Annotated in this window: 19 protein-coding genes and 2 rRNA genes; 12 read left to right on the forward strand and 9 right to left on the reverse strand. The window is 44.9% G+C overall.

What is annotated here, in order from left to right:
- Window positions 1-66: 66 nt before the first annotated feature.
- Entirely contained in the window at window positions 67-642 is a 576-nt protein-coding gene (locus L1D44_RS18905; RefSeq protein ID WP_239892846.1) for a hypothetical protein, read from the forward strand.
- A gap of 422 nt (window positions 643-1,064) precedes the next feature.
- Window positions 1,065-1,409, forward strand: coding sequence for a hypothetical protein (locus L1D44_RS18910; RefSeq protein WP_239892847.1), 345 nt, complete (start codon window positions 1,065-1,067; stop codon window positions 1,407-1,409).
- 90 nt (window positions 1,410-1,499) lie between these two features.
- Here the strand turns inward: L1D44_RS18910 and L1D44_RS18915 are convergent, their stop codons facing one another.
- The 3 genes from L1D44_RS18915 to L1D44_RS18925 form a co-directional block, all read right to left on the reverse strand.
- Complete coding sequence (locus L1D44_RS18915) at window positions 1,500-3,050, reverse strand: ABC transporter permease (RefSeq protein WP_239892848.1); 1,551 nt, start codon at window positions 3,048-3,050, stop codon at window positions 1,500-1,502.
- A gap of 40 nt (window positions 3,051-3,090) precedes the next feature.
- The gene (locus tag L1D44_RS18920; protein ID WP_239892849.1) at window positions 3,091-3,867 is read right to left on the reverse strand and encodes an ATP-binding cassette domain-containing protein; all 777 of its coding nucleotides are present in this window, start codon (window positions 3,865-3,867) and stop codon (window positions 3,091-3,093) included.
- 66 nt (window positions 3,868-3,933) lie between these two features.
- Window positions 3,934-4,788, reverse strand: a complete 855-nt coding sequence (locus L1D44_RS18925; protein ID WP_239892850.1) for a putative selenate ABC transporter substrate-binding protein — start codon at window positions 4,786-4,788, stop codon at window positions 3,934-3,936.
- A 285-nt stretch (window positions 4,789-5,073) separates the two neighbouring features.
- Between L1D44_RS18925 and L1D44_RS18930 the strand changes: the two genes are divergently transcribed.
- The 3 genes from L1D44_RS18930 to L1D44_RS18940 all read left to right on the forward strand — a co-directional run bounded on the left by L1D44_RS18930 (window position 5,074) and on the right by L1D44_RS18940 (window position 7,481).
- Window positions 5,074-5,748, forward strand: a complete 675-nt coding sequence (locus tag L1D44_RS18930; protein WP_220767589.1) for a response regulator — start codon at window positions 5,074-5,076, stop codon at window positions 5,746-5,748.
- Window positions 5,739-7,091, forward strand: a complete 1,353-nt coding sequence (locus L1D44_RS18935; protein ID WP_239892851.1) for a sensor histidine kinase — start codon at window positions 5,739-5,741, stop codon at window positions 7,089-7,091. The genes L1D44_RS18930 and L1D44_RS18935 overlap by 10 nt, the downstream gene beginning before the upstream one ends.
- Before the next feature lie 192 nt (window positions 7,092-7,283).
- Window positions 7,284-7,481 carry a hypothetical protein gene (locus L1D44_RS18940; protein WP_239892852.1) on the forward strand — a complete coding sequence of 66 codons (198 nt, stop codon included), beginning with the start codon at window positions 7,284-7,286 and terminating at the stop codon, window positions 7,479-7,481.
- Between the two features lie 12 nt (window positions 7,482-7,493).
- Here the strand turns inward: L1D44_RS18940 and L1D44_RS18945 are convergent, their stop codons facing one another.
- Window positions 7,494-8,186, reverse strand: a complete 693-nt coding sequence (locus L1D44_RS18945; protein WP_239892853.1) for a 2OG-Fe(II) oxygenase — start codon at window positions 8,184-8,186, stop codon at window positions 7,494-7,496.
- A 107-nt stretch (window positions 8,187-8,293) separates the two neighbouring features.
- On the opposite strand from L1D44_RS18945, the gene L1D44_RS18950 reads away from it, so the two are divergent.
- The gene (locus L1D44_RS18950) at window positions 8,294-9,553 is read left to right on the forward strand and encodes a DUF3391 domain-containing protein (protein ID WP_239892854.1); all 1,260 of its coding nucleotides are present in this window, start codon (window positions 8,294-8,296) and stop codon (window positions 9,551-9,553) included.
- Window positions 9,554-9,660: 107 nt separating this feature from the next.
- Entirely contained in the window at window positions 9,661-9,975 is a 315-nt protein-coding gene (locus L1D44_RS18955; protein WP_239892855.1) for a DUF3135 domain-containing protein, read from the forward strand.
- A 69-nt stretch (window positions 9,976-10,044) separates the two neighbouring features.
- Here the strand turns inward: L1D44_RS18955 and corA are convergent, their stop codons facing one another.
- Together corA and L1D44_RS18965 are read right to left on the reverse strand one after the other, a co-directional pair.
- Window positions 10,045-10,992 (reverse strand): magnesium/cobalt transporter CorA, encoded by a 948-nt coding sequence (gene corA, locus L1D44_RS18960; protein WP_239892856.1) that lies wholly within the window; start codon window positions 10,990-10,992, stop codon window positions 10,045-10,047.
- 107 nt (window positions 10,993-11,099) lie between these two features.
- Window positions 11,100-11,471, reverse strand: coding sequence for a hypothetical protein (locus L1D44_RS18965; protein ID WP_275660535.1), 372 nt, complete (start codon window positions 11,469-11,471; stop codon window positions 11,100-11,102).
- Between the two features lie 159 nt (window positions 11,472-11,630).
- Between L1D44_RS18965 and L1D44_RS18970 the strand changes: the two genes are divergently transcribed.
- Window positions 11,631-12,317 carry a DUF2057 domain-containing protein gene (locus L1D44_RS18970; RefSeq protein WP_239892858.1) on the forward strand — a complete coding sequence of 229 codons (687 nt, stop codon included), beginning with the start codon at window positions 11,631-11,633 and terminating at the stop codon, window positions 12,315-12,317.
- Window positions 12,318-12,392: 75 nt separating this feature from the next.
- Here L1D44_RS18970 and L1D44_RS18975 read toward each other — a convergent pair whose 3' ends face one another.
- Entirely contained in the window at window positions 12,393-13,370 is a 978-nt protein-coding gene (locus L1D44_RS18975) for a LysR family transcriptional regulator (RefSeq protein ID WP_239892859.1), read from the reverse strand.
- Window positions 13,371-13,574: 204 nt separating this feature from the next.
- Between L1D44_RS18975 and xapA the strand changes: the two genes are divergently transcribed.
- From xapA to L1D44_RS18995, 4 genes are all read left to right on the forward strand, one after another.
- Complete coding sequence (gene xapA, locus L1D44_RS18980) at window positions 13,575-14,408, forward strand: xanthosine phosphorylase (protein ID WP_239892860.1); 834 nt, start codon at window positions 13,575-13,577, stop codon at window positions 14,406-14,408.
- A gap of 11 nt (window positions 14,409-14,419) precedes the next feature.
- Window positions 14,420-15,682 (forward strand): NupC/NupG family nucleoside CNT transporter, encoded by a 1,263-nt coding sequence (locus tag L1D44_RS18985; protein ID WP_239892861.1) that lies wholly within the window; start codon window positions 14,420-14,422, stop codon window positions 15,680-15,682.
- A gap of 59 nt (window positions 15,683-15,741) precedes the next feature.
- A complete protein-coding gene (locus L1D44_RS18990) occupies window positions 15,742-16,614 on the forward strand; it encodes a DMT family transporter (RefSeq protein WP_239892862.1) in 873 nt (290 codons plus the stop codon).
- A gap of 216 nt (window positions 16,615-16,830) precedes the next feature.
- Complete coding sequence (locus tag L1D44_RS18995) at window positions 16,831-17,781, forward strand: patatin family protein (protein WP_239892863.1); 951 nt, start codon at window positions 16,831-16,833, stop codon at window positions 17,779-17,781.
- Window positions 17,782-19,294: 1,513 nt separating this feature from the next.
- Here L1D44_RS18995 and rrf read toward each other — a convergent pair.
- Window positions 19,295-19,410, reverse strand: a 5S ribosomal RNA gene (gene rrf / locus L1D44_RS19000).
- 129 nt (window positions 19,411-19,539) lie between these two features.
- Window positions 19,540-19,707: ribosomal RNA gene (locus L1D44_RS19005) — 23S ribosomal RNA — on the reverse strand; the annotation flags it as partial.

The following is a 19,707-nucleotide window of genomic DNA, read 5'->3' on the forward strand; positions in this document are numbered from 1 at the left end:
AGCAAATCGCCCGCCAGCACATGGTTCACTTATTAGAGGGGCGTTAGGGGCCAAGGAGTAGTCTCGATGTTTTTTCGATCATTATTGATATGTGCAATTCTACTGGCCGGTTGTACATCTAGATTGTGGCAGCCACCTAGTTACGATGAGAAAGTTACAGGATTTTACGGTGTCAAAGATAAAGAGATATTGATCGTCACAGGTCAAGAATATAGCTATATATTTGATGCGAGTGATCAATTTAAAGATGTACTAAAAGCAAGTCGAAAGGTCGATCTAAGGCCGAAATATACTAAATTTAAGATTGACTCAGATAACAATGTAACTGGTCACCTAAGGCTTTTGTCATACAATTCAGATGACAAAAGCGTCCTTTCAAATCTTGGCTTTAATGAGAATGAATTCGGAAACATGGAAATGAATATTTCCTTGAAAGGCCAAAGATATATTGTTGAAGGAGACTTCCCTTTTGAAAAGCTTGAAGATGATCATTATGTAAAAGTAGAGATTCCAGAAAATGGAATTGCGACGGTCGGTAAGATTATTGTGACTCCAGCAGCAGTTACTATCGATGCTGCAGCAATAATTCCCCTTGGGTCAATGTTTGCAATTCTTGGGTTAATGAATAAGTACGACTTATAGGACCCTAACAAACCGATCAAGCCGAAGCCAAACACTCCAGTTGCTTTGTGGTTCGCTTCGGCTTATCGGGGCGTTACCGTACATCTGCATACCATACTTTTCCTAATAAGAGTCGTAACTTTAAGAGCTTTGACTCTAACTAATTTCTGTCCAAAAGCGAGTTAACATGCGATGAGTATAAGACAAGTATGACTCTCCACTAGGCGCTAATCTCACCATGAAGCGCTTTCACGAAAAACACTAAGCTAAAGATATAGGACTCAAACTCCTTAAGTGGGTAAATGACCAAGTTAGGCTCTGATGTGACCTTTCAAGTTTACCCGTCAGGCTAATTATCATTATTGTGAAGCCGTCTATAGAATACGCCTTATGCTTTCACGTAAGCTTTGCCTCATTATAATAATTTCCTAAGGTAACCTGTCATGTGGTGGCGAATCCTACTTATCTGTTTAGCCTATCTTCTTATCGGTGCGCATTTTTTACGTTTTGGACAAAACGCTGCCTGTATCATTTTTGCCTTAAGCCCCTTGCTGCTATTTATTAAAGCCAGCTGGGCGACCCGAGTATTACAACTTGGCCTTGTCGCCTGCACTTTTCTCGTTTGGGGGGTGAGCAGCTTCGAGTATATTCAAATGCGCATCATCGCCGAAGCGCCTTGGTATCGTTTAAGTGCGATTATGGCTGGTGTCATCGCCTTTACGCTTTTTGCTGCATGGTGCTGTAATGGCATTATTAAAAAGCGCAATCAGCGTAAGATTTTTAGTTAAGAAGCATTACATTAACTAACAAACACGGTAAGTCTAGCTATCGCTAGATAGGTTTAAGGGTAACGATGGCTAAACGCTTCATTGCAGTAGCTAATGAGCACAGGCGAGTTGCCCTTTATTTTTTGAGTAGAGTAAACGCCGACTTAAAATATCTACAAGGATATTGACTAGCGCGGTGACACACATCAGCACCAATGCGCCGTTGAAACGAATTTCTGCAAAGTTACTATCGATATAAAAGCCCAGTGTCGCTATCCCTAACATGCCCAAAATAGCCGTCTCTCTTAAGATCACCTCAAAACGATAAAACAGCAGTGCCATCATATTCGGATAGATGGCAGGTAAGACTTCATAGCCATAACCATCGACTCTGTGATTAAAGTGCGCTGAGACGCCCACCTTATCGGCGTGCCTAACGGTTAAGTAAGCGATCAAGGCGCCATTATGTATGGCTAAGGCCAATATCGCCGGTAACATCGACGGCCCAAGCAGCAACATAAACACGAAGGCGAAGATATATTCCGGTACCGAGCGTAAAATAAGTAGCAACAAACGATTCGCCTGTGCGATATCACCACCACTTAGGCGCCTATCGCTAATGGCGCTACCGATAAGCGCAAACAGATGACTCATACCCAAAGCCGCTACTGCGAGCAAAAGAGTTGCAATAATCCCAGGTAGTGCCTGTTCAGACAGTAAGCTTATCAACCAATCGCCAAACTGACTGAGTATGTCTCCCACGCTCATTCCGCCGCTTTGTAGCCCATAGTTTTGAAACGTCTGGCTTTGAAACATCGGCGGTAAGATATCTTGGCTTAAAAAACGCCAGATCAATGCGCCATCGATATTGGGTAACTCAGGCAAGGCCCATACCGCTAGCACGAAATATACAGGCAGCGCCTTAACTCGACACCAGTAAGGGATAGTGCCAATCAAGGCGATAAACAGCATCAAGAGTGCAGCCCCTTGATGGTAGTGCCCTTGACGAAAAGCCGTCTCTAAGTAAAAGCCTAAGGTGGGCATACCAACAAAGCCCAGCACCGCACTGCTTCTTAAGGCACACTCGAATCGATAGCGCACATATGCACGTACGGGCACTAGTACATGGGCGAGTCGTCCATAGAGGTAACGGCTGACTCGGTCGGTGCCCTGTGGCAGCGTCTGCAAGGTTGTTGTGGGGGATTGCTGCAGGATATCACTAAAGACACGGGCAAATGTGGCGGCAAAAGGCAGTGCGATAGCCAAAACACCGGTCAGCGGTGACAAACCAAAAATTTGCAGGAAAAGTAATGCCCAGAAGATCTCATGGATTGAGCGAACAAACGCGCAGAACGCCGCCACATAAGGCTTGTGGTACACCAAGGCAAGTGGCGCCCCAAGAATAAGCGCTATCAATACGCCCAAGAGTGCAAAACTCACGGTTTGCCATAAGGCTTGGAGTAGGTATTCTGTGGCAAAAAAATCTGGCGCGATAAAACCTTGGCCAATCAGTAACAATTCACTCCAAGGGTCTAGGGCGATGATTTCGGTATCGGCGAAATAGAAGCAAAGCAAGGTTAAGGCCCACAGCACTAGGGTCACTTTTTTCCAATAACCGACAAAGGCAAATAACCTGCTGGATGTCACGGCTTGGCCTATCATGTTAACTAGGCTTATTCATGCTTAAGCTATTCATGCTTAGCTATTCATACTTAGTTAGGCTTTGTCGCGGTTCGAGCTGAGATGCAACTTGTCGCTCTGCTGCGTTATCAGCCCCACCAGCAACAGATTGGCTATCGCAACTCTCTTGATAGAAAGCTTCGAGGCTACGCAGCTCTAGAGAGGCTGCATCGGTGTCGAACACGATACGCCCATCGCGCATGCCTATCACCCGATCAAAATGGCTTAACGCCATATCCATATCGTGCAGCACCATGATCACCGAGTCATGACTGGCTAATACTTCAGTCAAGAGTCGCTGCCCCATCACAGGATCCAGCGCCGAGAATGGCTCATCACCAATAAACAGAGGTTGGCGCTGATACAGCGCCCGCCCGAGGGCTACACGCTGTCGTTGGCCACCGGAAAGTTCAGACACCTGTTGAGTCAACGCACAATCGAGCTCCAATGTATCGGCAATATGTTGAATTGCTATGCGCGGTGACTTAAAGGGATAGACTAGATTAGCAAGGTTATAGTACCAGCGGTGCTGATTAAGTGCGCCCATAAAAATATTATGGAACACACTTAAGTTCTCAACTAGGCCCTGCCGTTGGGAACACAGGGCTGCAGTTGGTCTAAGCTGCTCAAAAACATGATTAACCAAGGTCGACTTACCACAGCCAGAACGTCCAATGATAGCCACTTTCTCGCCAGGGTAAAAACACAGCGCATCGATATCAACGGCTGTCTTTCCTTCAAACTGAACGATGAGTTTTTTAAGCTTCAACATAGACTTACTCAATATCGGCTCAGTCATTCATCTTTAGCAAGATTATGTTCAGTCTGCTCGTGCTTAATCAACTTAGGCTTAATCCGCTTATCTTTAATCAATTATGCCTATCGCTTTAGCGACATCTTCTATTGGTTCATAATCTAGGTTTTCTGCTGGCACAAATGACTGTCTAGGAAAGCTGGCCAACAATTCTGGATCTTTCATGCCGATGAGTGCTGCGGTCACTTTGTCACTAAAACCTGCGCCAAACTGTGTATCGACATCGCCACGTATGGTCCACTGATAATCAGGGTAAGCCGGGCTCTCCCAAATCACATTAACTTTGTTGAGATCCACTTTGCCGTTAGCTAGTGCGGTTTCCCACACTTTGTAGTTCACCGCACCGACTTGATAGACTCCGGCCTGCACCTGAGCAATGGTGCGGCTATGATCGCCAGAGTAGCCAATGCGCTTGAAGATATCCTTACTATTCTTACCTAGATTACGTTCGATAAAGAACTGCGGCATCAGGCGACCTGAGGTTGAGTTCTTAGATCCATAGGTAAAGGTGTAACCGTTTAAATTAGGAAAGCTGTCGCTTGGAATGATCTCTGTCGAGGCGTGAGCAATAAAGTAGCTCTTAAAAAACTGATCTTCATAGCCTTGAGCAATGGCCAGCGATCCTGGCACTAAACGCCTTGCCTGTACGCCAGAGAGGCCACCGAACCAGGCCAATTGAACCTGATTGTTACGAAAAGCCGTTACCGCTGCAGAGTAAGATTTTACTGGCACATACTTAACCTCTACCCCAAGTTTTTCCTCAAGGTAGATTGCAACCTTATCGAATCGCGTTCTTAATTGACTCTCGTCCTCATCAGGAATTGCGGTAAAGGTAAACGTTGTGGCTATTACACTCGGCGCTAATAAAAGCAGTGCTAACCCTGTAAATAGCCTAACAAACGACATGTCTTAATCCTTTTACATTTAATTTTTTCACGGAATCTTAACGAAAAAACAGCAATAAACACAGAGCTAACGACATTAAACAGTGTTTAATTCACTAATTCGTGAACTAAAGAGCTAAATGTCATGATTTAGTGCCAGCAAGCGCTAAAAGTGAACAATAGCGAAAAAAATTCAGCCGAGGTTAAGTTTGCTAAGCGTAAACTTCCCCTACTTAGAAACACTTAGTTGGCAGCTGCGTTAATTCTGCGTAAACTAAACTGTATTGAATTCAAGGATATTTTGACTATGCGAATATTAGTTGTTGAAGATGACCCGATTCTATCTCATCACCTCAAAGTACAACTGAGTGAATTAGGCAATCAAGTTCAAGTCGCATTAACTGCGAAAGAGGGATTTTACCAAGCAACCAATTACCCTATCGATGTGGCCATCGTTGATCTGGGCCTTCCAGATCAAGACGGCATCAGCCTCATTCAAAGCCTGCGTGACAATGGCTTAAAAGCCCCGGTTCTCATTCTTACCGCCCGCGTAAACTGGCAGGATAAGGTGGAAGGCTTAAACGCTGGCGCCGATGACTACCTCGTCAAACCTTTCCAGAAAGAAGAATTAGTCGCTCGCCTAGATGCGCTAGTGCGCCGCAGTGCAGGCTTTGTCAAACCTCAAATCACCAGTGGAGCACTCGAACTCGACCTAGCGGCAAAACAGGTCACGCTGAACGAGCAGCCCATGGAGGTGACCGCCTTTGAATACTTAATTCTTGAGTACTTGATGCGCCATTGTCACGAAGTCGTCGCGAAACAACGTCTACTGGATGTGATCTATGGTGACAAAGAAGGTGATCCTAACACGATTGAGGTGATGGTTAGCCGCCTACGTAAGAAGCTCACCAAAGGCGGCATCGAAAATCCAATCGTGACGATTCGCGGTCAGGGTTATAAATTTAATCTGCCATGCAATTAAGATTTAAGCCTAAGAAACGTCTGCTTACGCGGATGTTTCTCACCTCACTATCGATCATCGCCCTAGTCGGGTTCGGTTTGGCGTGGATGGTAAATATCCTCCACGCCCAAAACAGTTATAACGAAGAGACCGCCGAGCTGATTGCGGAGATCCCCAAAGTCGCAGCAGAGCTTAGGGAACACGACCTTATTCCCGATACCAGTGATGAATGGCTAGAAGAGAATAACGCGACTCAGCGCTATATCATTGCCAGCTGCGACAACAACTTCAATCAAGTCTGGACCTCATCGCTGGCGGTAGACAGAGGCTTATTCGATACCTGTGAACGCTTTAACGAGATCAGAAACACCTCTCCGCCTTACTATCTGCCACTCGCCGACAACAAAGGCTACTTCATCTATCTGTTATCTCTCGATATTGCCAGTACTAAATACAACCTGCTGGTATTGAAAGATGCAGAGAAACTCGAAGAAGAGTACAGCAAGTTCAGTCGCCTCACCTATATACGCTTAGCCTTCGTGCTAGCCCTAGCGCTAGTGCTGTTAATCAGTGCTGCTTATTGGGGAATGCGTCCCCTTGTGCGTCTTAAGAACGAGCTACAATCGGTCAACAGCGGTAAGGCTAAAACTTTATCTGACGGCTATCCTGTTGAGCTTGAAGGTGTAACTCAGGCGCTCAACCAGCTGCTGAACCAGTCGAGTGCTCAACAACAGCGCTATCAAAACGCGATGAATGACTTGGCCCACAGCCTTAAAACCCGCTTAGCGGCAGTTCATGCAATTACCGATGACAAGACGCTCGATAAAGACGCCTGCAGCGAAAAGATCATGGAGCAAGTCAGCCAGATGGATCAATTGGTTAAATATCAATTGAAGCGCGCCATGTTAGGCCGTAAAGGCCTGAAGCAGGAGCAAACCCAAATTGCACCTTTAGTCGATCAACTCGCGCAGATGTTATTTAAAGTTTACCGTGACAAACAGGTTCAATTTGAAGCCGTGATCCCAAAGGAGCATGTGTTCCCTGGTGATAAAGGCGACTTGATGGAGCTTTGTGGCAACCTGATGGAAAATGCCTTTAAGCTGTGTATTTCAACGGTCAGAGTGTCGTCATACTACAACGATGCCGGTGAGTTTGAACTACTGGTTGAAGACGATGGCCCAGGCGTTGAAGAGAGCATTCGCCAAAACATCATCCAGCGGGGCGTGCGTGCCGACACCCAAAAACCCGGACAAGGCATAGGTCTTGCGGTGTGTAATGAGATTGTCATCAGCTACGGTGGACGACTCTGTATCGAAACTTCAGAGCTTGAAGGCGCCTGCTTTAGGATCTCAATTCCGATTTAGGCTGAACTCGTGACACTTTGATTGAATACAGGGATAACATTGATATTGAGTGCTTGTTATCCCTGCATCGATGCCTATTACTATGATTTAGCAGATCCATATAATACCAACCAGTATAAGAAGTTGATCTACTCAGAGCTGTTTTGGGCAAACTAATTCTAGGCGAATAGTTGAAAGAATGGATATTCCCTTGTGAAGCTGTTCAACGCAGAAGTAGGCAGCCAAAAACGCTCCAGAATGGCGAGTTTTAGCGGTTCTGATGCTGTGTTAACAAGCTTAACCGTAGAACAACTATGCTCTTCACTCGTTGCAAACCACATGGATGTGGTGAATGTCATTCAAGCAGGAGCATTTAATGACCTTGCCTCAGAACCGCTAAACTCTCGCTGAGCGACCAAATCTTTATACTGATTGGTATAACTGCTCGGCACGATTAAACATGATCCAAGAGGTGGCGATATACTTATCATCACTGAGTGGCACATTGCCACGGTGGGAATGGGTAAAACCTGCGGGGGCTATCACCATGGTGCCCTTCTTCGGTTTAATCAGTTTATTTTGATAATAAAACTCTGTCTCGCCGCCCTCTTGCACATCATTCAAATAGAACATGTATAACACCACTCTATGCAGTGCCTCATTATGTGCTAGCTGAGGAAACTGCTCTGAGTGCCAATGGGGGTAGCCCCCTTTACCTTGTAAGTACTTTTGAATATTGATGCTACCGCTACGGTAGAGATATTTTACGATGGCTTCGGCTCTGCTCTTGCCTAACTCGTTATAGTTATCCGGCGTTAACGTGACCGATTGGCCACTTTGATCGCTAACTCCCACCGAGACGGCCCCCATTAACGCCATCGCATATTTATCAAAGTATTGAGTTGCATGAGACAGAGTATAACCAAGTAGTCTATTTTTCAGTGGCGTTAAGTCGTCATAGGAGTCAAGCATGAGATCGAGGCTGCGCTTTTTTGACTCATCCACCCCACCACCAGTGTGCCCCGGAGTCACGCCTGAATGCCGTTCAAAGCTATTAATCAACTCATCGCAAAATTCATCGGGGATAGCATTCGGGTATATTTCAATGAAGTCCATTTTAAGGCTCTCTATTCTGCAACATCTGTAAATTTATCAGTTAAGTAATTGTAAATTATATAACTTGAGTTAGAATAGCAACTAATGAAAAGCCTAAACTAATGCCCATGACGAATAGTTGTAAAGTCGCTGTTGGACAGCTGCAGGTAGGTAACTTTGTTAGGTTACCGATTGCGTGGAAAGATCACCCATTCATCTTTAATAGCTTCAAAATCAAGCAGCAGGCTCAAATTGAGCTGATAAAAAATCTCGGCCTTGAGTTTGTCTACGTTCGTCCAGAGCGTAGCGATAGTCAGCCGCTTTCGAGTATTGCGGCCAAACAACAAACGTCTCAGATTATCGACAACAACCTTGAGATCTTGTCTGGTGAGTTAAAGCAGCAAAAAAACAAAAGCATCGAAGCACAACAGTCTTTAAGGCGTCATCTTCAAAAGACCGAGAAGCATTTTACCCGTAATCTTGCCATGATGCGTAATCTGACCAGCAAGCTGCGCAATAGGCCACTCGATGCCGTCAACGAAGCAAAAGATCTCATTCATGGAGTCTGCAATCAGCTACTCACCGATGATAGACTGGTACTACACCTGATGGCCGATGCTAAAAGCAATGAGGGGATCTATTATCACTCCCTCAACGTTGCCGTACTGTCTATGCTGATCGCCAAAGAGTTAGGCTGGAGTCGCAAAGAGATTGAACTTGTGGGAATGGGCGCACTATTCCACGATATAGGCAAAATCAAGATCCCAACTCAGCTACTGCGAAAGAGCACAGCTTTTACTCATGCTGAACAAATATATTTTAATCAGCACCCCGCAATGGGCGCAGAGCTATTGCTAGCTGCCGATAACTTTCCTGCAGAAGCATTACCTATTATATTGAATCATCATGAGTTTTTAGATGGTTCTGGTACACCTAAAGGGTTAAAAGAGCAAGATCTCGACAAATGCAGTCAACTAGTCTGTGCAATTAACACCTATGATAACCTCTGCCATTCCGACCGAAACAATAAAGCCAGAACTCCCTATTCGGCACTAGGTTACCTCTATAAAAACTATCAAACACAGCTTAATCAGCAAGTTGTTAATCGCCTAGTCAAAATGCTTGGGGTTTACCCCCCGGGCAGTGTGGTTGAACTCTCCTCTGGTCAGTTTGCCATGGTGATGTCGGTCAACTTAAGCAAATTATTACTGCCAAGAGTGTTAGTTTACGATCCGACCGTTCCCAAAGAGCAGGCACCGATTGTTGACTTGGCCAGTGAAGAACTAACCATTACCAGATGCTTACCCGTAGCCGCACTACCTGAGAAAGTGCTGAAATATCTCAACCCAAGAGAGAAGATCAGTTACTTCTTTGGAGCAGAAACATAACCAGCCCCAATTAGCACGACAATCGCGCAGGACTGCCGATTTCTTGCCCAAACCACCTCGACTGACTAAGGTTAGATCTACTAACTTTCATGTCGAGGTCAGTTTTTATGACTAAACTACCAAGTTTTGACAGACTGTTATGGATGGCAGAAAATACCCCAGAGAAATTGGATGCTCTACAGAAAAGACTGAGTAAAGAGGCTATTGCGCAAAGCAGTGTGCGTAACCAGGCAAACCTAACCTCGCTACTTGATCACCTAAACAAACGCTTAAGCCTATGCAAGACTCCCTACCAACGTTGTCATCTGGTTAGTAGCTTAATGTTTCAAAAATTAGCCTTGCTCAATCAGGTCTATCGCGAACCCGAAGAGTTTCTGCAACATAAGGCAGAGGTCGTCTCTCTACGAAAACAAGCTAAATAGCGATATCCCCAAAAGCAAAAAAGCTCGCAGTCGCGAGCTTTTTTATGCAATAGCCGTCTTGAATTAGTGCTACAACCAACCTTTACGCTTAAAGAAGAAGTAAGTGCCCGCTGCACTGCCAAACATCATGGCAATGGCCATTGGGTAACCTAGTTGCCACTCCAATTCCGGCATATTAACGAAGTTCATACCATAAGCACTGGCGATAACAGTCGGTGGTAAGAAGACCACTGCCGCAACCGAGAAGATTTTAATGATCTTATTTTGCTGTAATCCGCTAAAGCCCATCGCTGCATCGAGCAAGAAGTTAAGTTTATCGAAAATAAACTGGCTGTGGGGCATCAACGACTCGATATCAGACAGCATTTCTCGCAGATCTTTAAACTCATCATCTGACAGTTGTCCTCGATAATGCTTCTGCAAAAATCTCAGTGAACGTTGGGTATCAAGCAAGCTTAAACGTATTTTACCGTTAGAGTCTTCCTGACGGGTGATAAGCTTAAATACATTATCAAGCTCTTCATTCTTAAATACTTCTTCACTTACGTTCTCAAGAACCGTATATACGTCCTCAATCAGATCTGAAAGATAATCAACTTTAAGATTAAATAGCTCTAGTAAAAGCGCCTGTGGTGTACTCGCTTCTATCTTACCAAGCCTTAAGTAATTACGTAGTAAGCGAATGAGACCAACATCTTCCTCACGAATGGTTAGCAAGAAGTTTTGACGCAGATTAAAGGAGACGTTAACCCCCTTTACGTCTTGGCCCGCACGTTGGGGAAATAACGAGTTAATGTGTAGCCCATCTTTATTCTGATAAAAACGTGCAGAAGCCTCAATCTCATTGATATCTTCCTCATCAGGCACATCTTCAACCGAGAAGCCACTTAACCACTCTCGTTCCTGCTCGTCAGGTTTATACAAGTCCAGCCAGATGATGCCGGGAGGGATATTGTCCTTCATGCTCAATTCGATAATCGTAAGTTTACGATCCTCATAGGCATAGGCTGTTATCATAGCTCCTCCTTAAAACACATATAGCAAATAGATTGGTCTAAAACGTGGGCTATTCTACCTTATAACGCCTTATTGCAAAGAGCTAACATAAAGAAAATCCATGAAGATTACTTATTTACCGTGTTGGCCACGATAATTCGTTCCTGATTAGACAATCTAATGCGGATCCCGTTAATAGTTGTTATCTCATTGCTAGTGATATCCTTCTTCTTCACTTGATAAACAACGGACTCATCACTCATTGGCGACACTATCGTTACACTGACAACTTTATTGCCATCACTCCAATCCCAATACCAATATGCTGCAGTCGCGGTGAGTGACAAACTGATCAAAACATAGGCGCCAATTCGAAGCTTTATGTTCTTACCTAACTCTTTAGTACTGGCGCGAACCCCATTTTCTCTTGGCTTACGCAAATAAACCATAGCGCCGACGATAATTAACAATGTGATCAATATTTTAGTTAGCACAGACATTCCCTCTACGGCATTTGTAAGAATTATACCCGTAAATAAATCGATAAACTGTTATTAATATCCAAGCATTGGATACCAGTGAGCATTAAAATCATCTTGTTATGCAAATTCAGCCTCCTTCTGCTATAAAGGAGGCATAAATTCAAATTAGGATCTCAAATGAAGCGTTCTGCTCTTGTCTTAAGTAGTGCCTTAAGTAGTGCCCTACTACTGTTTACTCCATCAGCCTTTGCTGACGTCACCCTCTCTATGCCATCAAACTCTGAGCTGGTACTAGTTAATGGTGTTGATGCGAGTGGCAGAGATACGCTAAACCTTAAAAATGGCATTAATCAGGTTGCCTTTCGATATCTTGGACGCTACCAGCAGCAGGGCACGCAAACTCAATTCCAGTCTGATGTCATTATCATTAAATTCGACCAGAGCGATGCCCGGTTAACATTATCTATGCCGCGTATTCGATCTGGCAGTGCAGCCGACAAGTTTAATCAGTCTCCGCAAGTCAGCCTAGAAGATCAAGACAACACGCCTGTTTCCTTCGAACTAGGAATGCTCATCAAGAAAGGTTTACAGCTAGGTCGAGATTACGAGGCTGAAATGGCCGCCTATAACCTCAGCGCCCAAAAAGCGTCACTTAATATCCAGCCAACTACAACAAACGTTACAGCGACGACGGCTACCCTTGCCGTAGCGACAGCTAGCCCAACCGCAGATACACCAGCTAATACGACGGCTAAGCCTGAAGCAACTAATCAGGTGAATGTGGGACAGATGCTAGATTTCTGGTATCAACAAGCCGATGAAGAGACGCGCAAAGCCTTTAAAAAACGAATTGAAAACCAATAGATTTGCACTATAAAAAACCCGCTCTGACACGAGCGGGCTTTTTGAGCTGTGTCGCTATACCTAGCTGTATAAAGGCTAATTAGGCTTTAATGATTCTGCATTCATAAACTGATGCAATGACTGGATCAGAGCCTGTTTCTCTAGAGTAATTTTTTGTGGATTGTACACGGCGCAAATATTGGCATGGATCTGCTGCTTTAGCGCTATAAAACGAATATGTCTCCAACTCTGACGACTAAAGCTTTGGGGAACCACAGAGATCCCAGCCTGACTCTCGATCACGTTCATCAACGTCATCGGCTCAACCACCTCTTGGGTAATCTGGGGGATAAAGCCCTCCTTGATGCAGTGATTGACCACCAACTGCGCCGAAGCAGAGTTTTTATGACTCATGATGACAAACTTTTCATTAGCCAATTCTGACAAACATAACTCAGTGCGCCCACTCAATTCATGCCTATCACAAAGCGCAATCACCATCGGCTCACAGAAAAGATTACAGGACTCTAACGGGGTAATATCTAAGGTGTCAGCGTAGCGAACGAAACCAATATCGATCTCATTATTAAACAACGCCACCTTCTGCTGCTGCGGCGACAATTCTAAGAACTCAAATTGAATGCTCGGGTATTGGGTCTTTAACTGCTGACAGGCATAACCAAACCCCGCCCAAAATACTGAACTCACAATACCCAAACGAAGCTGCCCCTGAGTTTCTCGAGCGTGCTGGGTCACTTTACTTACAGCCCCTTCCATTACACTAAAAATCGACTGACACTCATGGCGCAACATTAAACCTGTTGAAGTCAACTGAACGCTTCTTTTATCTCGATTAAATAACTTCACCCCAAGAATCGCTTCAAGCTCTCGCATCTGAGCGCTCAAGGGCGACTTTGAGATATGCAGCCGCTCGGCAGCCTGGGTTAAAGTTTGACTATGACTTGCCACATAAAAATACCGCAGCATTTTCATACTAATACGCTCTGCCCAATAGAGGCTATTTAAATCTAGCGGTGCAACGCTATGGTCATTGTTCACAAATTTAATATCCATTTCTTTGCATAAATAGGGCAATTCCGGTGTAAAAACTGAGCGTTGAAGCAATTATCAATATCTTAAATAACAGTTTTTACACTCAAAGCTATCAATCCGCCTAATGTGCCGAAAAACAGCACATTAGGGTCGATTTTAGTGATTTTAATCAAAATCGCTTCGGAATATCGTGAGTCCAATAACAAATCCACTTAGGAAAATAATATGTCTCTGTACGACCCTGTCCCAAATGCTGTTGCTACCATCGAAAAATACAAACCAGGCTTTAAACCACAGATTGCAATGATCTTAGGCTCAGGTTTAGGCGTGCTTGCTGACAAACTCGAAGATAAGGTTAGCATCGGTTATCAAGAACTTGATGGCTTCCCGGTTAGCACCGTTGAAGGTCACAGTGGTGAATTGGTACTCGGTTACCTAAATGGCGTTCCAGTTGCTTGTATGAAGGGCCGTGGACACTTCTATGAGCATGAGTCTATGAAGGTCATGACCACGCCAGTACGTACCTTTAAGACGCTAGGTTGCGAGATGTTGTTAGTGACTAATGCTGCGGGGTCTTTACGTCCAGATCGCATCGATGTTGGCTCATTGGTTGTGTTCTCAGATCATATCAACACCATGCCAAGCACCCCAATGACTGGGCCAAATGATGACAAGTACGGACCACGCTTCTTCAGCCTTGCCAATGCCTATGATAAAGCGCTGCGTGAGCAAGCTCTTGATATCGCCAAAAAGCAAAATATCGTGCTTAACGAAGGCATTTTTGTTTCTTACCCTGGCCCTTGTTTCGAAACCGCAGCAGAAATTCGCATGATGCAGATCATCGGTGGCGATGTAGTTGGCATGTCAGTGGTACCAGAAGTTATCTCTGCAGCCCATTGCGATCTACCAGTACTTGCTATCTGTGCGATTACCAACATGGCTGAAGGCCTAGGTGATGTGAAGCTATCACACGAACAAACACTTAAGTGCGCAAAACTAGCTGAAAGTGACTTCTTACAACTTATCAATGCATTCGTCGATAGCGTTAAGAAAGCGTAGAGGATAGCTCAATGATGTTCATGGGATTTATCGGCATGCTAGTGCTGTTAGGCATAGGCTTCGCGTGCTCAGTTAGTCGACGTTCAATTAAACTACGCACTGTTGGTGCAGCATTGGGGCTGCAAGTGTTAATCGGCGCTCTGGTGTTATATGTGCCTATGGGACGTCAGGCGCTAGAGTCTATGTCACATGGCGTACACGTAGTGCTCGATAGCGGTAAAGCGGGTATTCGCTTTCTATTTGGCAACCTAGTCAACTTCTCTGTTGAAGGCATTGGCTTTGTATTCGCACTTAACGTGCTGCCTTTGGTAGTATTCTTCTCGGCACTGATTGCGGTACTTTATTATTTAGGCATCATGCAATTTATTATCCGCATTATCGGCGGTGGCATGGCTAAAGTACTAGGTACTTCTCAGCCTGAATCTATGTCTGCCGTGTCTAATATTTTCGTTGGTCAAAGTGAAGCGCCGCTAGTGATTAAGCCTTATATGGCTAAGATGAGCGACTCAGAGTTCTTCGCTGTTATGTGCGGCGGTATGGCTTCAGTATCGGGAACGGTACTCGCTGGTTACGCCATGATGGGCGTTAATATGGAATACCTACTAGCGGCATCATTTATGGCGGCCCCCGGTGGCGTCCTATTTGCTAAGTTAATTCTTCCTGAAACTAGCACTCCAGCCTACACCATGGATAGCAAGATCCAATTTGATGAAAAGCCTCCGGTCAACGTTTTAGCTGCAGCGGGTGAAGGCGCAGCAAGCGGTCTTAAACTTGCCGCGGCAATCGGTGCGATGTTAATCGCCATGATTGGCCTAGTGACTCTGGTGAATAACCTGCTGGGCGGTGTTGGTGATATGGTCGGTATGCAGCTATCTCTTGAAGGGATCTTAGGCTGGATCTTCGCGCCTTTAGCCTTCTTGCTTGGTGTGCCTGTTGCAGACATGGCAATTGCTGGCTCTATGATTGGTAAAAAGCTGATCGTCAATGAATTCGTTGCCTATAGCGATCTTGCTCCATACCTAAAAGACACACAAGAAGTCACAGCAGCGGGACTGCAAGTTCTTCAAGAAAAGAGTAAAGTGATCATCAGCTTTGCCCTGTGTGGCTTTGCCAACTTAGCCTCTATGGGGATCTTGATTGGCGGACTCGGCACACTGTGCCCGTCAAGAACGGATTTCATCGCTAAGTATGGCTTACGTACCGTTATTGCTGCTACTTGCTCTAACTTAATGAGTGCTGCTATTGCAGGTATATTCTTCTCTCTAGCAAACTAAGCCATTAGTTATTGTGAATCAAGGGCGGAACTCCGCCCTTTTTTATTGAAGGTTCAAAAATGTTTAGATCCGCTTTGCCACACCTACAGATGTTTATTTTTACCTTCGTAATAGCCATGACCTTCCCCATCGGCAAGCAGTTAATGCTAGAAGTTCCACCTATGATGGCGACTTGGCTGAGATATATTATTGCTGCGGTACTTTTTAGCCTATTATTAGTCTTAACCCGACGTTTCAGCTTGCCAACAAAAAGCGCATTCCTGCGCTATACCTTAGTCTGTCTGCCTTCATTATTGTATTTTACTGCAATGTTTAGTGCTCTTACGCAAACAACCGCGTTTGCAACGAGTGCCTTATACACCTCGGTACCACTCATTACTGCGCTTCTTGTTGTGCTGACAAGTAAACACCTAGGCAAATTCAGTACATGGGCCGCTTTAGGCTTGGGCTTTATCGGCGCACTAACCTTAGTCATACAACAAGCTAGCGAATTGAACACAGGTGTCACTTGGAATTCGGGCTACACCCTGTTCATGCTTGGCTGCGTTGCCATGGCAGCGAACCCTTTAGTCATCAAGGCCTGCTATCGCCAAGAGGACTTTATGGTTTTTACTGGCTGGAGCTTAATCGCCGCAAGCCTTATCTTATCTCTTACACTAATGCCGGATATTGCAGCCTATGACTGGAGACAAGTATCGACTAATGCATGGTTAGCAACCCTATATCTGGCAATCTTTGCTACCGCAATCAGTTTCTTCCTATTTCAAAAAGCCAGTGTAAGGTTAGCCCCAGAGCAAGTTTCCGCTTATATTTTTTTGATTCCGGTATTCGTGCTAATTACAGGAAACTCAATTGTTATAAACTGGCTCTATACAATACCTGCTTTAATGGCAGTGTGTTTAGCTATGGTATTACTGATGAGAAAACAATAACGCAATGCTATTTAGAGCAAGGCTTATAGAATCAATCTATTTAAGTGATTTATTTTATCCATTACACAAATTGCAGCATAAAGATTACATTAGTTAGCCCATAGAAAACTGATTTAACTTTCGAGCTGCTTTATGACGTTATCTAAATCCACAAGTACCAAACCCCACAATCTAAACCCCGATTTAGAGCCGAGTTTCGAACCAAGGTCGAGTTCCTTGAATGGTCATATACCCCAAGATCAAATAGCACTTGTGGCAGAAGGCGGTGGTCAGCGTGGGATCTTTACAGCGGGGATCCTAGACAGTTGGTTAGAGCAAGAATTTAATCCTTTTAAATTATTAATTGGTACGTCTGCCGGTGCACAAAATTTATCTAGCTATATAACACAGCAAAAAGGCTTCGCACATACCTCCATTACTGAGTTTTCAAGTTCACCAAAATTCTTTAGCTTAAGCCGTCCTCTAAAAGGCCAGAGCAGTGTTGATTTAGATTGGTATTTTGATCAAGTAACTAGCAGCAAACGTGGCGAACAAAGGCCTCACCAACTCGATATTCATAAAGGGCTCGAACAACTACAGCAATGCCAGCTACTGATCTCCACTACCAACAGTTCAAATTACCAGGCTAGCTTTTTCACACCTAATGGAGACAATTGGTTAACGCTACTCAAGGCTTCAAGCGCCCTGCCCCTTTTATACAAACAAGGGGTGAAAATTGATGACAAACTTCAAGTTGATGGCGGCCTCTCCGCTCCATTACCAGTGGAGGAGGCTTATAAAAGAGGTGCGAAAAAAATCGTTGTGCTACGAACTCTCCCAAAAGCATACTCAGCCAACACGCCTTGGGTTAACCGACTTAAGTCATGGGTATGTACCTCAAACCAATGTCCTAAAGCGTTAGATTTTTTTATACACCACGAATACGCCTATCGTGATGCACTGCGATTTATTGAATCGCCACCCGATGATTTAGAAATAATCCAAATATTCCCAGAGCAAAACCTCAAAAGCAAACTGATAGGCAGCAAAAAGTTAGCACTTCAATCTGATTACCGACTTGGAAAGCAAGCAGGTGCCGCGTTCATCGAACATTACGCCGAAAGACTACTACGACCAGTCGCCCCGTTAGCGCTAGCAGCTCCTAAAAGAGTTATACGCTACTGTTGAGCACATGTAGTGGTCACACCGAGACTCCTGCAGCCCCAAGCAGCTTCGAGACCATTTATATGCATCCCGCATAAATGGCACTCCCTATATCCTGTAGGCCACAAGCTCCCCGCGTTGACCCAGATGGATGTGGGAATGTAGAAAATGTCAGGAACAATTTTCTACCAGACCATACATCAAGCTTCGCTTGAGAAATGCAGACTCCTCCCCCTACGACCACTATGGGCGGTGGAAGCGTCGATATTGTCTGGAACATTTATCGACCAACGTCGACTCTTTATCATCAAGAATGGCATTTATGCCTGCTTAAGTGGATAAGTCACCTTAACGGATAGCTATATTTTGATAAGTTAGCGTTCAGTATTTTACAAACGCCAAAACGCAACTCCTCTCTATCCCATCCATAGCATTCGAGGATAAGTACTTTCTCACTTAATTTAAAGCCTGAAAATGACCTACGACCCACATGGATGTGGGAAGTGTCGATTATGCAGGAGCATATAATCGCCCTCGGTTCGCGCACGAACACATGGGGGTGAAAGTGAGGCGCTTTGAATACGCAGTATTCAGCCCCTCTGCTTTAAGTAAAGAGTGAACGCGGAGAAGCTTGCCTTCGAAGCTGGAGGCAAGGCACACGGAAGTGCCGAATGCCAGAAACGCATGGATGCAGTTTCTGGTCCCGCTCAGCGGCGAGGCAACCGCCATGGCCTTTCAATGACATCCATGTCACCAAGGCATTTGTTAGTCCTAAACATCAGATGGCGGAAGTGTCGATATTGAAGGAGCATTTATCGACCGACATCGGGAGTAGGTATTGCACGTACGTGCTTAAATAGAAAAGCCACCTTAACCAGTAACGAGACATTAATTAGGTAACCTAGATTATTTTAGTTTCGCCCAAACGCAAAAAGCCACCTGCTTTTATCATATAAGAGTAGGTGGCTTCTTCACTTAATTTAAAGCCTGGAAATGGCCAGCTTCGAGCAAGCTCTTCGCGTTCACCCCATGTATCAAACTTCGTTTGATAAGCACAAGGGCTTCACCCTACGACCGCCAAGGATGGCGAAAGTGTCGATATTGTCAGGAACATTTATCGACCTCCACATAGGTACTGAACCTCACTACGTTCGGGCTTTTTATCCCCCCATGTTCGTTCGGTCATCTTTCCAGACAATAACGAAAAAAGCCCGTTGCATTAGCAACGGGCTTTCTCGTTATTTGGCGCCTGGAAATGACCTACTCTCGTAGTTCGCGCAGCGAACACATGGGGGCGAAGAAGCCCTGCTCTGGATGCAACGCATTCAAGGGCTTTGAAGCGCGAGTAACTTGTTACGAAGCCGGAGAGCCCGCTCAGCGGCGGGGCGATGTCGGGAGTAGGCATTTATGCCTACGTTAAGTGAAGTAGTCACCTTTACGGGTAGCGGCATTCTAAATAAGTTAACGTTCAGTATTTTACAAACGCCCAAACGCAAAAAAGCCACCTTAATAAGGTGGCTTCTTCACTTAATTTAAAGCCTGGAAATGACCTACTCTCACATGGGGAGACCCCACACTACCATCGGCGATACTGTGTTTCACTTCTGAGTTCGGAATGGATTCAGGTGGGACCACAGCTCTATGGTTTCCAGACAAATTTGGTAAATTTGAAAAGCTGGACTCGCGATGCAAGTCTTAAARATTGGGTTCACACTACATTAAGTGCTTCATTCTAATTTTGTTAGAAACATTAGTCTCTCATACAAAACCCATCAGGGTTGTATGGTTAAGCCTCACGAGTCATTAGTATCAGTTAGCTCAACGCCTCACAACGCTTACACACCTGACCTATCAACGTCCTAGTCTCGAACGGCTCTTTAGAGGAATTAAATTCCTAGGGATGACTCATCTTAGGACTCGCTTCCCGCTTAGATGCTTTCAGCGGTTATC

The organism is Shewanella sp. Isolate13, assembly GCF_022398325.1.
In the GTDB taxonomy this organism is placed as follows: domain Bacteria; phylum Pseudomonadota; class Gammaproteobacteria; order Enterobacterales; family Shewanellaceae; genus Shewanella.

Excerpts from the sequence above, each read along its gene's own strand:
- L1D44_RS18905 (WP_239892846.1), top strand. The coding sequence starts at position 67 with ATGTTTTTTCGATCATTATTGATATGTGCAATTCTACTGGCCGGTTGT.
- L1D44_RS18910 (WP_239892847.1), top strand. The coding sequence starts at position 1,065 with ATGTGGTGGCGAATCCTACTTATCTGTTTAGCCTATCTTCTTATCGGT.
- L1D44_RS18915 (WP_239892848.1), bottom strand. The coding sequence starts at position 3,050 with ATGATAGGCCAAGCCGTGACATCCAGCAGGTTATTTGCCTTTGTCGGT.
- L1D44_RS18920 (WP_239892849.1), bottom strand. The coding sequence starts at position 3,867 with ATGACTGAGCCGATATTGAGTAAGTCTATGTTGAAGCTTAAAAAACTC.
- L1D44_RS18925 (WP_239892850.1), bottom strand. The coding sequence starts at position 4,788 with ATGTCGTTTGTTAGGCTATTTACAGGGTTAGCACTGCTTTTATTAGCG.
- L1D44_RS18930 (WP_220767589.1), top strand. The coding sequence starts at position 5,074 with ATGCGAATATTAGTTGTTGAAGATGACCCGATTCTATCTCATCACCTC.
- L1D44_RS18935 (WP_239892851.1), top strand. The coding sequence starts at position 5,739 with ATGCAATTAAGATTTAAGCCTAAGAAACGTCTGCTTACGCGGATGTTT.
- L1D44_RS18945 (WP_239892853.1), bottom strand. The coding sequence starts at position 8,186 with ATGGACTTCATTGAAATATACCCGAATGCTATCCCCGATGAATTTTGC.
- L1D44_RS18950 (WP_239892854.1), top strand. The coding sequence starts at position 8,294 with ATGACGAATAGTTGTAAAGTCGCTGTTGGACAGCTGCAGGTAGGTAAC.
- L1D44_RS18955 (WP_239892855.1), top strand. The coding sequence starts at position 9,661 with ATGACTAAACTACCAAGTTTTGACAGACTGTTATGGATGGCAGAAAAT.
- corA (WP_239892856.1), bottom strand. The coding sequence starts at position 10,992 with ATGATAACAGCCTATGCCTATGAGGATCGTAAACTTACGATTATCGAA.
- L1D44_RS18965 (WP_275660535.1), bottom strand. The coding sequence starts at position 11,471 with ATGTCTGTGCTAACTAAAATATTGATCACATTGTTAATTATCGTCGGC.
- L1D44_RS18970 (WP_239892858.1), top strand. The coding sequence starts at position 11,631 with ATGAAGCGTTCTGCTCTTGTCTTAAGTAGTGCCTTAAGTAGTGCCCTA.
- L1D44_RS18975 (WP_239892859.1), bottom strand. The coding sequence starts at position 13,370 with ATGGATATTAAATTTGTGAACAATGACCATAGCGTTGCACCGCTAGAT.
- xapA (WP_239892860.1), top strand. The coding sequence starts at position 13,575 with ATGTCTCTGTACGACCCTGTCCCAAATGCTGTTGCTACCATCGAAAAA.
- L1D44_RS18985 (WP_239892861.1), top strand. The coding sequence starts at position 14,420 with ATGATGTTCATGGGATTTATCGGCATGCTAGTGCTGTTAGGCATAGGC.
- L1D44_RS18990 (WP_239892862.1), top strand. The coding sequence starts at position 15,742 with ATGTTTAGATCCGCTTTGCCACACCTACAGATGTTTATTTTTACCTTC.